Below are 12,708 nucleotides of genomic sequence, written 5' to 3' on the forward strand. Positions count from 1 at the left end.
CTCGAATTCGCCATGCGGCCGGCGTTATCTCGCGGGGCTCGAGCAGGGACCGAATGAACGACGCATCGCCGCCGACCGATAGACGCGATCGGCTCGCCTCCATCATCGCCCCCCGCCGCGACGCCATTCCGCAGGCGCGGCGCCATTCGCAGCGCGTCGCCCGGCTGCGGCGCTGGCTGCTGTGGGGCAGCGGCGCGATCATCGCCGCCGTGGCCGTGGGCGTCGCCTTCCATTCGCTGCGCTTTCTGCCGGCCGATCTGCGCTTTTCGCGCATCGCCACAGAAGGCACGCGCATCACCATAGAGAGCCCCAAGCTCGTCGGCTATCGCAAGGACGGCCGCCCCTATGAGCTGCGCGCCCGCACCGGCGTGCAGGATATCGCCAAGCCCGATGTGTTCGAGCTGGAGCAGCTCGAAGTGCGCATACAGAGCGACAACGACTCCAATGTCGTGCTGACGGCGGAAAAAGGCCTCTATGACGCCAAGAAGGACCGCGCCGATCTCTCCGGCGGCGCCCACCTCTATGACGGCAAGCATTACGACTTGCGCACCGACGCCGCCGTCATCGACTTTCGCGGCAATATCGTCACCTCGGACCAGCCCACGAGGCTGACGTTGGACAAATCGATCGTGACGGCGCGATCGGTCGAATTCTCGCAGAACGAGCGGCGCGCGACATTTTCCGGCGCCGTGCACACGACGCTGCCCGGCGACGACGACGCGGAGACCGGCGCGGCGCAAGGATCGGCTCCATGAAAATCGTCTCTATGAAAATCGTCTCCATGAAAATCGGCTCCCTCAAAGTCATTATCCTCCCCGTCGCCATGGCCGCGCTTCTGGCCGCTGCGCCAATCGCCGCCAAAGGCCGCTCCGGCGGCATTCTCCCCGGCTCCAGCGCCAAGGATCCGGTCGACATAGACGCGGGCAAGCTCGACTATTTCGACAAGGAGCAGAAGCTCGTCTATTCGGGCGGCGTCGTCGTCGTGAACGGCCCGTCCACGCTGAAGGCCTCTCGCCTCATTCTGCTGCTGGACAAGGCGCAGCAGGGCCAGGAGGGCAATGGCGGCAGCGACCGCGTTCGCCACATAGACGCGGAAGGGCCGGTGACGCTCGTCTCCAAGGATCAGATCGGAACCGGCGACCGCGGCAGCTACGACCGCAACGAAAGCAAGGTCTATCTCATCGGCAATGTGACGCTCACGCAGGGCGACAGCGTCGTGAAAGGCGACAAGCTCGTCTACGACACCTCGACAGGCCAGGCGACAGTCGTCGAGAAGCCCGGCCAGCGCGTGCGCAGCATCTTCACGCCCGGCGAGGCCAAGGGCGAGAAGAAGGAGAAAAAAGAGTCGGCCCCCGCCGCGGAGCGCCGCGCCGACTGAGCCCAGCTCTCAGCGCCGATAGACGCCGACGAGCGCCGTCTCCTCGAGCAGGGCCTCATTGGCGGCGCGCTCCACCTCGAGACAGCTCGGCTCCTTGCGCGCCACCGGCAGCGAGGCCGTCGAGAGCGCCATCAGGCGGAAGCGGTAGCGATGCGCGCCATGGCGCGGCGGCGGACAGGGCCCGCCATAGCCCGAACCGTCGAAATCATTGATCCCTTGCGAGAAGCCGCGCTGCGGCCCGGGACGCCCGGCGCCCTCGGGCAGCCCGGCGGCGTCGTGCGAGAGATCATAGACCGCCCAATGACGCCAGACGCCCGCCGGCGCGTCGGGATCGTCGCAGAGCAGAACGAAGCTCTTCGTATTCGCGGGCGCGCCGCTCCAGCTCAGCGGCGGCGAGACATTGGCGCCGTCGCATGTGTATTTGCGGGGAATCTCTTCGCCGTGGGCGAAGGCGGACGATTGCAACCGCATGTGACGCTCCTCGTGGAATCTCAAGCTTTCAAAAACGCTTCCGCCGGCGTGAAAGCCAGGCCGAGCGCCGCGGCGACGGAGGCGTTGACGATCGCGCCGCGCGCCACTGTGAGGCCCGCAGCGAGATGAGGATCGTCGCGCAATGCGCCGAGCCCTTTGTCGGCGAGCGCCAGCACGAAAGGCAAAGTCGCGCTGGCGAGCGCGAAAGTGGAGGTGCGCGGCACGGCGCCGGGCATGTTGGTCACGCAATAATGAACGACGCCGTCGACGACATAGGTCGGATCGCTATGCGTCGTCGGCCGCGACGTCTCGCAGCAGCCGCCCTGATCGATCGCCACATCGACGATGACCGCGCCGGCTTTCATGCCCGCGATCATGCCGCGGCTGACGAGCTTGGGCGCCGCCGCGCCTGGAATGAGCGCGGCGCCGATGACGAGATCGGCGCGGCGCACGAGCTCTGCGATCGCCGTCGGCGTCGAGAATATCGTGCGCGCCGCGCAGCCGAAGCGCGCGGAGAGGCGCCGCAACGGTTCGGCGCCGCGATCGGCGACGATGACGCTCGCGCCCATGCCGAGCGCGATCATCGTCGCCTGCGTTCCCACTGTTCCGGCGCCGAGAATCACCACTTCCGCCGGCGGCGCGCCCGGCGCGCCGGAGAGCAGCACGCCGCGCCCGCCCATGGATTTTTCGAGACAGCGCGCGCCCGCCTGCGGCGCGAGACGCCCGGCGATCTCGGACATCGGCGTGAGCAGCGGCAGGCCGCCGAAGGGCGACGTCACTGTCTCATAGGCGATGCAGATCGCGCCGGAAATCATGAGCTCCTGCGCCTGCGCGCGATCGGCGGCGAGATGCAGATAGGCGAACAGCAACTGCCCCGGCCGCAAGCGCGCGCGCTCCTGCGGCTGCGGCTCCTTCACTTTCACGATGAGATCGGCGGAGGAAAAAATCGACTCCGGCCCCTCGACGAGAGCCGCGCCCGCCGTCTGAAATTCGCCGTCGGAAATCCCGGCGCCGACGCCGGCGCCGCGCTCCACCATGACGAAATGGCCCCGCTGGACGAGCTCATAGACGCCCGCCGGCGTCAACGCCACGCGAAACTCATTGTCCTTGACTTCCCTCGGCGCGCCGACGCGCATCAGCGTCTCCCATCATGAAAGCGGCGTGAAGCGATCGAGAATGGCGATCACCTCTTCATCGTCGACTTGATGAAAATTCTCATAGAAAAATCCGATCGCGCCGAAGTCCCGATAATGTTCGAGGCAGACGATCGCATCGGCCTCGCGGCGCAATGCGGCGAGCGCATCGGTCGGCGCGACGGGAATAGCGAGAATGAGCTTGCGCGGATGCAGCGCGCGCACGGCGCGCAACGCGGCGCGCGTCGTCGCGCCGGTGGCGACGCCGTCGTCGACGACGACGGCGAGCTTGCCGGCCGGATCTGGCCGCGCCCTGCCGCCGAGATAGGCCTCGCGCCGCCGCTCGATCTCGGCGCGCTCGCGCGCGCAAACGGCCTGGAAGACCGACTCTGTCACTTCCGCCGCGGCGATCACATCCTCATTGCGCACGATGATCGGCGCGCCGCCATCGGCGAGCGCGCCCATGGCGAGCTCTGGCTGATAGGGAACGCCGATCTTGCGCACCAGCACGAGGTCGAGCGGCGCCTTCAGCCGCTCTGCGATATGCGCGGCGACGGGAACGCCGCCGCGCGGCAACGCATAGACCACAGCCGCTTCTCCCGCATAGGCGCCGAGCGCATCGGCGAGGCGACGACCGGCGTCGTCACGATCACGAAACGGCATGGCGTAGCGGCTCCGGCGGAAATGCGCGACGCGCTCGATATAATCGAGCGCCGCGCCGATGCGAAGGCCGCACGCTCACGAAGGCGCCCGTTCGCCGAGCGGCCGCACTGCGCTCGCCTGCGGGCCTTTCTCACCGTCTTCAGGCACATAGCGCACGCGATCGCCGCGTTCGAGCGCTGCGAATCCCGCGCCTTCGACGCTATTGCGGTGAAAATAGAGTTCGAGTCCGTCTTCGCTTTCTAGGAATCCATAGCCATCCTCGCGCATCAGCCGTCGCACCACGCCGATCGCCGGCTCGGCATGTTGCTTCACATGCCCCTCGAGCCGACGAACCTGATCCTGCAAGCGCCGCCGCGCGCGCTTGAAGGCGTCATTCAGCGCAAAGTCGAAATCCTGATAGCGCTCGTCCTCCGGCGGCGTGCGCTCGACAATCGCCTCGCGCCCATCCGGCAGAGCGAGACGAATGTTGATCTCATATTGCCCGCCCGTCTGATGACGCGCGCTCGGCGCCTTGACGACGACGCGGCAAGCGGTGACGCGGCCGAAGCGCGTCTCGAGCTCGTCTATATGACGCGCGATGCGCGCTTGCGCCTGCGGCGAAGCCTCCATGCCTTGAAAATCGATTTCGGGCGTCGTCTGCATGGCCGAGCCTCCGTCCTCGTGACGCGAATTTCGCCGACGCTCGCGCGGCGGCGCGATAGTTAGATAGGGCGGGCGCGAGAGCGCATCATGCGCGGCAGCGACGACGAAGGATGCGCGTCATGACCATCGTGGAATCGGAGGTCGCCATCGGCCAGTATCGCCTCGGCGCTGCGCTGGCCATTCCGCAACAGGCGCGCGGACTGGTGATTTTCGTCCATGGCTCGGGCTCCTCGCGATTCAGCCCGCGCAACCGCTTCGTCGCCGCAGCATTGCATGAGCGCGGCTTTGCGACGCTGCTGCTGGATCTCCTGACCGAGGCCGAAGCGCAGGATCGCCGCAATGTCTTCGACATCCCTCTGCTCGCCGAGCGCGTCGTCGAGGCGATCGACTGGGCTGCGGACGAGCCTCTGCTCTGTGAATTGCCGATCGGCCTCTTCAGCGCGAGCACGGGCGCGGCGGCGGCGCTCATGGCGGCGGCGGAGCGTCCGCAAAATGTGCAGGCGATCGTTTCGCGCGGCGGTCGGCCCGATCTCGCGGGCGAGGCTTTGGCGCGAGCGCGAGCGCCGACATTGCTCATCGTCGGCAGCCGCGATTCGGAAGTTCTTAATCTCAATCGCACGGCCGCGGGACGTCTGCCCGACGCCCGCCTCGACATCGTGCCCGGAGCGACACATTTGTTCGAGGAGCCTGGAACTCTGGAGCAGGTCGTCGCGCTGGCCGCGACATGGTTCGCCGAGAAACTGACGCGGCGCGATCACAGCGAGAGGTTCGCATGACGACGCTGGCCGAGACGCGACCCTTTCTGAAGCGTCTCTTCGAGCGCCTCGATTTCGCGCCGCGCCCGATCGGCGTTCAGACGAAGCACGCGCTCGACCATTGGCTGACGTCGCGCCGCGGCGTCGCTCCGACCTTCGCCGATGTCGTCGCGGATCTGCGCAATTGCGGCTTCGCCTTTCGCGCCGTTCCCGACGCGCGCGATTATGAGATCGTCATCGGCGCCAAGGCGGCCGCCGCCCTGCTCGGCGCGGTGGCGGACGGCGCGCGCTTGAGCGAAGCGCCCAATCGACGCGGCGCCGTGCGCCTGCGCCGGCTCTTCGACGAAGTCCTGCGCGCCGGCGAGCCGGCGCTCGTCGAATTCACGCTCGTCGCAAAAGGCCGCGATCGCGCCGGCGTCGAGCTCCTCGCCGCGCCGCTCGCGCTCGCCGACGGAACGCTCGGCGCCGTGCTGGGCGCGCTGAACATAGAGCGCTATGAAACGCCGGCGCCGTCGCGCGAGCCGCTCCCTGAGAGCGACGAGCAAATCCTCCTATTCGCGCTCGGCTCGAGCCGCGCGCTCGGCGAACGAATCGCGCATGAAATGGGCTGCTCGCTCGCGCCGCATGAAGAGCGCCGATTTGAGGACGGCGAGCGCAAGGTCCGGCCGCTCGTCGGCGTGCGCGACAAGGATGTCTATGTCCTCTCGAGCCTCGAGGGCGAGACGGGCGACAGCGGCGCCGACAAGCTCCTGCGCCTTCTCTTCTTCATCGGCGCGCTGCGCGACGCCGGCGCCGCGCGCATCACCGCCGTCGCGCCCTATCTCTGCTATGCGCGCAAGGATCGCCGCACCAAGCCGCTCGATCCCGTCGCGACGCGCTATGTCGCGCAATTGCTGGAGAGCGTCGGCGCCGATCGCATCGCGACCATAGACGCGCATAATGTCGCGGCCTTCGAGAACGCCTTCCGCATCGAAAGCGTCGCGCTCGACGCGCAAGCCTTGTTCGCGCGCTATTTCGCGCATCGGCTCGGCGGCGATCCGGTCGCCGTCGTCTCGCCCGATCTCGGCGGCGAGAAGCGCGCCGAGCTGTTTCGGCAGCGCTTGGAGACCATTCTCGCGCGGCCGGTCGCCAAAGGCTTCATGAACAAGCATCGCAGCATGGGCGAGATCACCGGCGAGATTTTCGCCGGCGATGTGGCCGGCCGCGCCGTCGTCATTCTCGACGATCTCATCAGCAGCGGCGCCACCATGGCGCGCGCCGCGCGCGCCTGCCGGGCCAATGGCGCGACGCGCATATTCCTCGCCGCGACCCATGCGCTATTCGCGCGCGACGCCGAGGCCGCGCTGCGCGAGGCGCCGATCGAGGAGATCGTCGTCACCGACACTGTCGCGCCGAGCGAGGCCGCCGCGCTGCGTCTGCGTGGACGCCTCGTCACGCTCGGCGTCGAGACGCTGCTCGCCGAAGCGATCGTCTGTCTGCACAGCGGCGGCTCCATAGACGAATTGCTCGACGCTGGTCCGAAAGGCGCCCCATGACGGCCTCTGCTCTCTTCGTCGATCTCTATGAGATCGCCATGTTGCGCGCCTATTTCGAGCTCGGCATGGCGGAGCGCCGCGCCAGCTTCGGCCTCTTTGTCCGGCGCCTGCCGCAGGAGCGCAATTTCCTGCTCGCCTGCGGCCTCGCCGATCTGCTCGAAGAGCTGCGAGCGCTTCGCTTTGACGACGACGATTTGCGCTATCTCGCTTCGCTCGGCTCATTTCCGGCGGAGTTTCTCGACTGGCTCGCGCGATTGCGATTCACTGGCGACATTCGCGCGCTGCCCGAGGGAACGCCCGTCTTCGCCAATGAGCCCATACTCGAAGTCTCGGCGCCGATCGGCGAAGCGCAGATCGTCGAGACGCTGATCCTCAATCAGATCGGGCTGCAGACGATGCTCGCCTCCAAGGCGGCGCGCATGGTCTTCGCCGCGCGGGGACGCGCGATCGTCGATTTCGGCGCGCGCCGCGCGCAGGGCTTCGACGCCGCCGTGAAAGGCGCACGGGCCTTTCATGTCGCCGGCGTCGCCGCGACCTCCGATCTCGCCGCCGGCCGCGCGCATAAAATTCCCGTCGCCGGAACAATGGCGCACAGCTTCGTCGAGGCCTGTCCTTCAGAGGCCGCCGCCTTCGAGGCCTACGCCCGCATTTTTCCCCGAACCACGCTGCTCGTCGACACTTACGACACGCTCGAAAGCGTGCGCAAAATCGTCGCGCTGGCGCGGGAGATGGGTGCGGATTTCGACGTCCATGCGATCCGGCTCGACTCCGGCGATCTCCTCGCGCTGTCGCGGCAGGCGCGGCGCATATTGGACGAAGCCGGCCTCACCCATATCGAGATCGTCGCCAGCGGCGGACTCGATGAAGCGCGCATCGATCGCCTCGCCGCCGCCCATGCGCCGATCGACCTGTTCGGCGTCGGCACGGAAATGGCCGCCTCCACAGACGCGCCCGCGCTCGACATCGCCTATAAGCTCGTCGAATACGCCGGCGAAGGACGCATGAAGCTCTCGCCCGGAAAGCGCAGCCTTCCCGGCCGCAAGCAGATCTTCCGCCAATTCCACGACGGCGTCGCCGTGCGCGACGTCATCGCGCGCGAAGACGAGCGCTATTCCGGCGTTCCGCTGCTCGAGCCCGTGATGCGCGACGGCGAGATCGTGAAGGCGCCGTCGAGCCTCGCCGACATTCGCGACCATGCGCGCGCCGCTATGGCGGCGCTGCCGGCGGATGTGCGCGGCCTCGCGCCTTGCGCCTCGCCCTATCCGGTGACGATCAGCCTGCGTCTCGTCGAATATGAGCGCGAAGTAGAGGCCTCTCTGGCGCGGCGGACGTGGCCGCGCGCGAGACAGCCGCATCTCACCCGATGTTCGTGAGGCGCGCGCGTGCGAGCGCGAGATAGCGGCGCGCGAGCGGCTCCCACTTCTCTTTTCGACGCGGCGCGGGATCGAGCAGATGAGCGAGACAAAGACGCGCGCGCAAAAGCGCACGACAGGCGCCATAGAGCGCAAAGAGCGCAGGCGGCGGCGCGCCGCCGAGACGCTGCGCCGTGGCGGCGACGATCGCCGCGCCGATCTGCGGCGCGCCGAGCAAATCGCATTCGAGAGCGAGAAAGGCGAGCTCGTCGAAAGGATCGACCTGACGCAATCGATCATTGAATTCGAGACAATCGAAAATCGCCAGCGGCTCGCAAAAGCAGATATGGTCGGGCCTCAAATCCCCATGTCCGTCGACGATGCGCTTTTCGCGCACGCGCGCCGCGAGCGCCGGCTCTTGCGTGACGAGCAGTCGATCGGCCTCGTCGAGCACAGCCTTTGCGTCACAATGATCGAGCGCGAAGTCGCGCATGGCGATGATGCGGCGGTTTTCCGCCTGCTCCCGAAAGAACCGCGCGATGTAATCGCGCTCGGAAATCGTCGAGCGCGCGGCGGCCGCGTAGAATTCGGCGAGTCGCGCCGCGAGCTCCTCTATCCGGCCCGTATCGACGTCCCCGCTCGCGAGCAGCCGATCGAGCATCAGCTCGGCGGGCAGGCGCTTCATCACGACGAGCCAGTCGATAGTCTCGCCTTCGCCTCCGATCGACAATTTTCCCGCGTCGAACGTCAGCGGAACCACATCGAGATAGACATCCGGGGCGAGCCGCCGGTTGAGCCGCAGCTCGGCGCGGCAATCGGCCTCGCGCGCGAGCGGCGTCGAGAAATCGAGGAAGGCGAAGCGCACCGGCTTCTTCATTTTGTAGACGCGGTCTCCCGCGAGGAACAAGTGAGACATATGTGTCTCGAGGAGATCGACGCGCGCGGGCGCGTGCGGATAGGCCGAAGGCTCGGCGAGACGCTTCAGCTCATCGGCGAGAGACGGGCGATCGATCTGTGCTCGGCTGGGATCCGAAAGCATGTGCGGCTTCATCGGAGGAGGTCGCGATGAGAAAGAAGATAGGGCTGCGCTCGACCGACGCTCTGCTGATCGTCGATCTGCAGCTCGACTTTTTTTCGGGCGGCAAGCTCGCGGTTCCGCACGCCGAAGAGATTCTTCCCGTCGTGAATGATCTCGTCGACGAAGCGCGCAAGTCGGGAACGCAGATCATCGTCTCGCGCGATTGGCATCCGCCGGATCATATCAGCTTTGCCGCTCAGGGCGGCGATTGGCCGCAGCATTGCGTGCGCGGCACCAGAGGCGCGGAATTTCATCCGCAGCTGCGCCTGCCGGCGGGCGTGCTGTTCGTCTCCAAGGCCAAGCGTCCCGAGCGCGAGCAATATTCCGATTTCGACGGCACCAGCCTCGCCGAGGAGCTGCGCCGACGCGCGATCGATCGCATTTTCGTCGTCGGCCTCGCCGAGGATTTCTGCGTGAAATGCAGCGCGATCGACGCCGCGCGGCTCGGTTTCGAGACCCATGTTCTGCGCGCCGCCACGCGTCCGGTGACGCGAGAGGGCGGCGAGAGTGCGCGCGCGGAAATGCGCGCCGCGGGCGTGACGGTGATCGAGCCGTCGCGCTCCCCCCAAGATGTCGATCACCTTTCGAGGATATGAGCCATGCCGGAGATCAATACCGACAAAGTGTGTTTCGTCATCGTCAAAGCGCGCGAGCTCGAGGCCGAGGATGAAGGAATGCGGCCCGACGCGTCCAATCCATCCGACGATAAATTCGTGAGCGTGCTGACGGAAGAAGGCTGGTCGCCCAATCGCCGCGAGCTCGTGGAATTCATCGAGGCGATGGATGACGACGAGCAGGCGGAGCTGGTCGCGCTCTGCTGGGTGGGGCGCGGCGATTTCACCGCCGATGATTGGGATTCCGCCGTCATTCAGGCGAAGGAGCGGCGCAAAGGCCAGACGTCGAAATATCTGCTCGGCATTCCGCTGCTCGCGAGCTATCTCGAAGCGGGACTCGACGAATTCGACGAGAGCTGCGAAGGCTTCGAGGACGATCGACAATAGTCACAAGCGAAAGCGCGCGACGAGCGGCGCGTGCAGTGATCCGAGGATCGGGTCCGGCGCCGTCGCTTCGTCGGCGAGGCCCTGATTCAATATCGTCACGTCCTCGCAGCGCGCCGCCAGCGCGGGCGAGGCCATTATCTGGTCGAGAAGCGTCTTTCTGCCCGCGTGAATCACGGTGAAGCGCGCCGGCTCCGCGATACGCAGGGCGAGCGGCGTCAGGCTGCGCGGCCCGTCCGCTGCCTCTTCCGCGCCCCATAATATGCGCGCGGGCGCGTCATAGGCGTCGCAGTTGAGATCGCCGCAGAGCGCGATGAGCGGCGCGCTTTCCGCATCGAATATCCGATCGACGAAGAGCCGCGCCTCCAGCGCCTGCCCTTCGCGCTTTTGCGCGGCGAGCCATTGCCCCTCCGCATAGGCGCGACCGGCTCCACGATCCGCTTCTCCCGGCAGAGGCACGGCGCGCGGCGCGCGCAAATGCAGATCGAGCACATGCAAGGCCGCGCCGCCTGGAAGCGCGATGCGCGCATAGAGAATTGGACGTTCGAACAAAATATCGATCGGCTGGGCGACAGCGTGATCGGCGGGCGGCGTCCAGCGCCAGGGCGCGACAATGTCGTGAAAGAGCTGGCGCCGCTCGACGATCGGCCAGCGCGAGAGCAGGGCGAGATTATGGATGTCCGCCGGCGCGTCTCCGCCAGGCCGCAATGTCGTCGCGCGGAAGAAACGCTCGTAGCCGCCGCCCGCGACGAGGCGGTCGAGCGCGACGAAGCGGCGCGGCTCATGCGCGCTCGGACGCTGCGCGTCGACTTCCTGAAGGCAGAGAATATCGGCGTCGATGGCGGCGAGCTGCGGCCGCAACACGGCGAGGCGCCGCTCGAATTCGTCCTGCGCCGAAGGCGACCAGTCCAAATTCTCTATGTTGAAAGTCGCGAGGCGAAAGCGGCCCGCCATTCGTCGGAAGTCCGGCGCGCCCTCTCCCGCGCGCTGCGGGAGAGGAAGATTGCAAATGTCCGCGTCATGCGGCCTTTATGTCGATGGTCTTCTCGGCCTTTTGCGCCTGCGCGGATTTCGGCAGGCGGACGGTCAGCACGCCTTTGGCGAAGCTGGCGTCGATCTTGTCGGCCTCGACATTCTCCGGCACGCGAAAGGCGCGACGGAAAGAGCCATAGCGACGCTCGGACAGGAAATAGCCTTTGTCCTTCTCCTCGCGCTGCTCTTTCTTCTCGCCGCTGATGATCAGCGAGCCATTGGAGAGCTTCACCTCGACATTCTTCTCGTCCATGCCGGGAATTTCCGCGGTGATCTGATATTCCTGGTCCTTCTCGACGAGATCGACGGCGGGCGTCGCCGCCCAGCCTATGGTGACGCGGCCGAAGGGCTCGAGATCGGGCGTCGCTCCCTTCTGGAAAGGCGCGTCCTCGAACAAGCGGTCGATCTGCCGCCGCAAGGTTTCCAGAGGATGCCAATCGAACAAGCCATAGTTCGGCAGCGTCTCCTTCGATTCTTTCACGGGAACTCTCGTCTGCGCTTCCGCCATTTCCGCCTCCTGATGCAAGTCTGGGAAACCGGCGCCGGCGCGCCGGCGCATCGCGCTCGCACGACGCCTCAGACGTAGGAGAGCGGCGAAAAAAAACAATCGGGCGCGAGCGGCCTTCGGGCCGCATAGGCAAATGGTCGCAGCCGTTTATATTGATCACAGGCGGAGCGCTGCGACATGTCCGAAGAGCCGGCGATGACCGAAGACGACATCATGCGCGCGCTGGAGACGCGGCTCGGGCGTCTCCATGCGCGCCAGCGGCTCGGCATAGAGCGCGACCATGAGGCGCAGATATTCGGCCAGGGCCTCAATTTCTTCCATCCGGAAAATCTCGCCGCCTCGCCATTGCTGATCCGCGCCGCGCTCACGATCGCCGGACTCTATCGCCGCGGCCTGGGCAATGCGGAGAATGTGCGGCTGCGCGAGAATACGATCGTCAGCGCGAGGCTGCCGCGCGCCTTCGACGGTTACACGATTCTTCACTTGAGCGATCTGCATGTCGACATGTGTCCGCAGGCGATGGCGCGCGTGCGCGCGCTCGTCGCGGATCTCTCTTATGATCTTTGCGTGCTGACCGGCGATTATCGCGGCGCGACGCACGGTCCGCACGAGGCCGCGCTCGCCGGCATGGCGGAGCTGCGCGACGTTCTGCGCGCGCCGATCCTCGCCGTGCTCGGCAATCACGACACGATCATGATGACGCCGCGGCTCGAGCAAATGGGAATGCGCGTTCTGCTCAATGAGCGCGAGACGCTCTGGCGCAAAGGCGCATGTCTTCATGTCGCGGGCGTCGACGACGCGCATTATTTTCGTGTCGACAATATAGAGAAGGCCGGGGAGGGAATTCCGCAAGGAGAATTCTCCATTCTCCTCTCGCATACGCCGGAGATTTTCCGCCAGGCGGCCCATGCCGGCTTCGACATTCTTCTCGCCGGCCACACCCATGGCGGGCAGATCTGCCTGCCGGGCGGCGTCGCGCTCACGCTCGACTCCGCGCTGCCGCGCGCCTATGGCGCCGGCGCTTGGAAATATCACGACATGCAGGGCTATACTTCGGTCGGCGCCGGCTCCTCCGTGCTGCCGGTGCGCTTCAATTGCCCGCCGGAGATCACGCTTCATCGGCTGATGACGGCCTGAAAGACGAATTCGCCCGCGCATCTGGT

General features: G+C 66.5%; 15 protein-coding genes. 8 read left to right on the forward strand and 7 right to left on the reverse strand.

From position 1 onward, the window contains the following. Positions 1–53: 53 nt before the first annotated feature. Together lptC and FMZ75_RS03950 are read left to right on the forward strand one after the other, a co-directional pair. Positions 54–755: an LPS export ABC transporter periplasmic protein LptC gene (gene lptC, locus FMZ75_RS03945; RefSeq protein ID WP_166141392.1), complete on the forward strand. Its 702-nt coding sequence runs from the start codon at positions 54–56 to the stop codon at positions 753–755. Further along, positions 752–1,378: an LptA/OstA family protein gene (locus FMZ75_RS03950; RefSeq protein ID WP_246728753.1), complete on the forward strand. Its 627-nt coding sequence runs from the start codon at positions 752–754 to the stop codon at positions 1,376–1,378. Before lptC ends, FMZ75_RS03950 begins: the two co-directional genes overlap by 4 nt. 9 nt (positions 1,379–1,387) lie before the next feature. Here the strand turns inward: FMZ75_RS03950 and FMZ75_RS03955 are convergent, their stop codons facing one another. The 4 genes from FMZ75_RS03955 to FMZ75_RS03970 all read right to left on the reverse strand — a co-directional run bounded on the left by FMZ75_RS03955 (position 1,388) and on the right by FMZ75_RS03970 (position 4,287). Beyond that, positions 1,388–1,849, reverse strand: coding sequence for a YbhB/YbcL family Raf kinase inhibitor-like protein (locus tag FMZ75_RS03955; RefSeq protein WP_108915363.1), 462 nt, complete (start codon positions 1,847–1,849; stop codon positions 1,388–1,390). Between the two features lie 20 nt (positions 1,850–1,869). Beyond that, positions 1,870–2,985: an alanine dehydrogenase gene (ald, locus tag FMZ75_RS03960; RefSeq protein WP_166141393.1), complete on the reverse strand. Its 1,116-nt coding sequence runs from the start codon at positions 2,983–2,985 to the stop codon at positions 1,870–1,872. A gap of 12 nt (positions 2,986–2,997) precedes the next feature. Then, positions 2,998–3,645, reverse strand: a complete 648-nt coding sequence (locus FMZ75_RS03965) for a phosphoribosyltransferase (protein ID WP_166141394.1) — start codon at positions 3,643–3,645, stop codon at positions 2,998–3,000. A gap of 75 nt (positions 3,646–3,720) precedes the next feature. Next, positions 3,721–4,287, reverse strand: a complete 567-nt coding sequence (locus tag FMZ75_RS03970) for a cold shock domain-containing protein (RefSeq protein WP_166141395.1) — start codon at positions 4,285–4,287, stop codon at positions 3,721–3,723. 119 nt (positions 4,288–4,406) lie between these two features. On the opposite strand from FMZ75_RS03970, the gene FMZ75_RS03975 reads away from it, so the two are divergent. The 3 genes from FMZ75_RS03975 to FMZ75_RS03985 are packed head-to-tail and all read left to right on the forward strand — an operon-like array spanning position 4,407 to position 7,950. Further along, a complete protein-coding gene (locus FMZ75_RS03975; RefSeq protein ID WP_246728755.1) occupies positions 4,407–5,063 on the forward strand; it encodes a dienelactone hydrolase family protein in 657 nt (218 codons plus the stop codon). Beyond that, a complete protein-coding gene (locus FMZ75_RS03980; protein WP_207783270.1) occupies positions 5,060–6,577 on the forward strand; it encodes a ribose-phosphate pyrophosphokinase in 1,518 nt (505 codons plus the stop codon). The genes FMZ75_RS03975 and FMZ75_RS03980 overlap by 4 nt, the downstream gene beginning before the upstream one ends. Continuing rightward, complete coding sequence (locus tag FMZ75_RS03985; RefSeq protein ID WP_166141397.1) at positions 6,574–7,950, forward strand: nicotinate phosphoribosyltransferase; 1,377 nt, start codon at positions 6,574–6,576, stop codon at positions 7,948–7,950. The genes FMZ75_RS03980 and FMZ75_RS03985 overlap by 4 nt, the downstream gene beginning before the upstream one ends. Here the strand turns inward: FMZ75_RS03985 and FMZ75_RS03990 are convergent. Beyond that, on the reverse strand, positions 7,934–8,968 hold the full coding sequence (locus FMZ75_RS03990; protein ID WP_166141398.1) for a hypothetical protein: 1,035 nt from the start codon (positions 8,966–8,968) through the stop codon (positions 7,934–7,936). The two genes, FMZ75_RS03985 and FMZ75_RS03990, sit on opposite strands and share 17 nt — an antisense overlap. Before the next feature lie 26 nt (positions 8,969–8,994). Between FMZ75_RS03990 and FMZ75_RS03995 the strand changes: the two genes are divergently transcribed. Beyond that, entirely contained in the window at positions 8,995–9,603 is a 609-nt protein-coding gene (locus FMZ75_RS03995) for a nicotinamidase (RefSeq protein WP_166141399.1), read from the forward strand. Positions 9,604–9,606: 3 nt separating this feature from the next. Further along, the gene (locus tag FMZ75_RS04000) at positions 9,607–10,008 is read left to right on the forward strand and encodes a DUF3775 domain-containing protein (protein WP_166141400.1); all 402 of its coding nucleotides are present in this window, start codon (positions 9,607–9,609) and stop codon (positions 10,006–10,008) included. Here the strand turns inward: FMZ75_RS04000 and FMZ75_RS04005 are convergent, their stop codons facing one another. Next, entirely contained in the window at positions 10,009–10,959 is a 951-nt protein-coding gene (locus FMZ75_RS04005; protein ID WP_166141401.1) for an endonuclease/exonuclease/phosphatase family protein, read from the reverse strand. It lies immediately after the preceding gene. Positions 10,960–11,023: 64 nt separating this feature from the next. After that, on the reverse strand, positions 11,024–11,545 hold the full coding sequence (locus FMZ75_RS04010; RefSeq protein WP_166141402.1) for an Hsp20/alpha crystallin family protein: 522 nt from the start codon (positions 11,543–11,545) through the stop codon (positions 11,024–11,026). A gap of 195 nt (positions 11,546–11,740) precedes the next feature. Here FMZ75_RS04010 and FMZ75_RS04015 point away from each other — a divergent pair, with 195 nt between their 5' ends. Next, positions 11,741–12,682: a metallophosphoesterase gene (locus FMZ75_RS04015; RefSeq protein WP_166141403.1), complete on the forward strand. Its 942-nt coding sequence runs from the start codon at positions 11,741–11,743 to the stop codon at positions 12,680–12,682. The last annotated feature ends 26 nt before the right edge of the window (positions 12,683–12,708 follow it).

Origin of the sequence: Methylosinus sp. RM1, assembly GCF_011378635.1 — a bacterium.
GTDB lineage: Bacteria > Pseudomonadota > Alphaproteobacteria > Rhizobiales > Beijerinckiaceae > Methylosinus > Methylosinus sporium.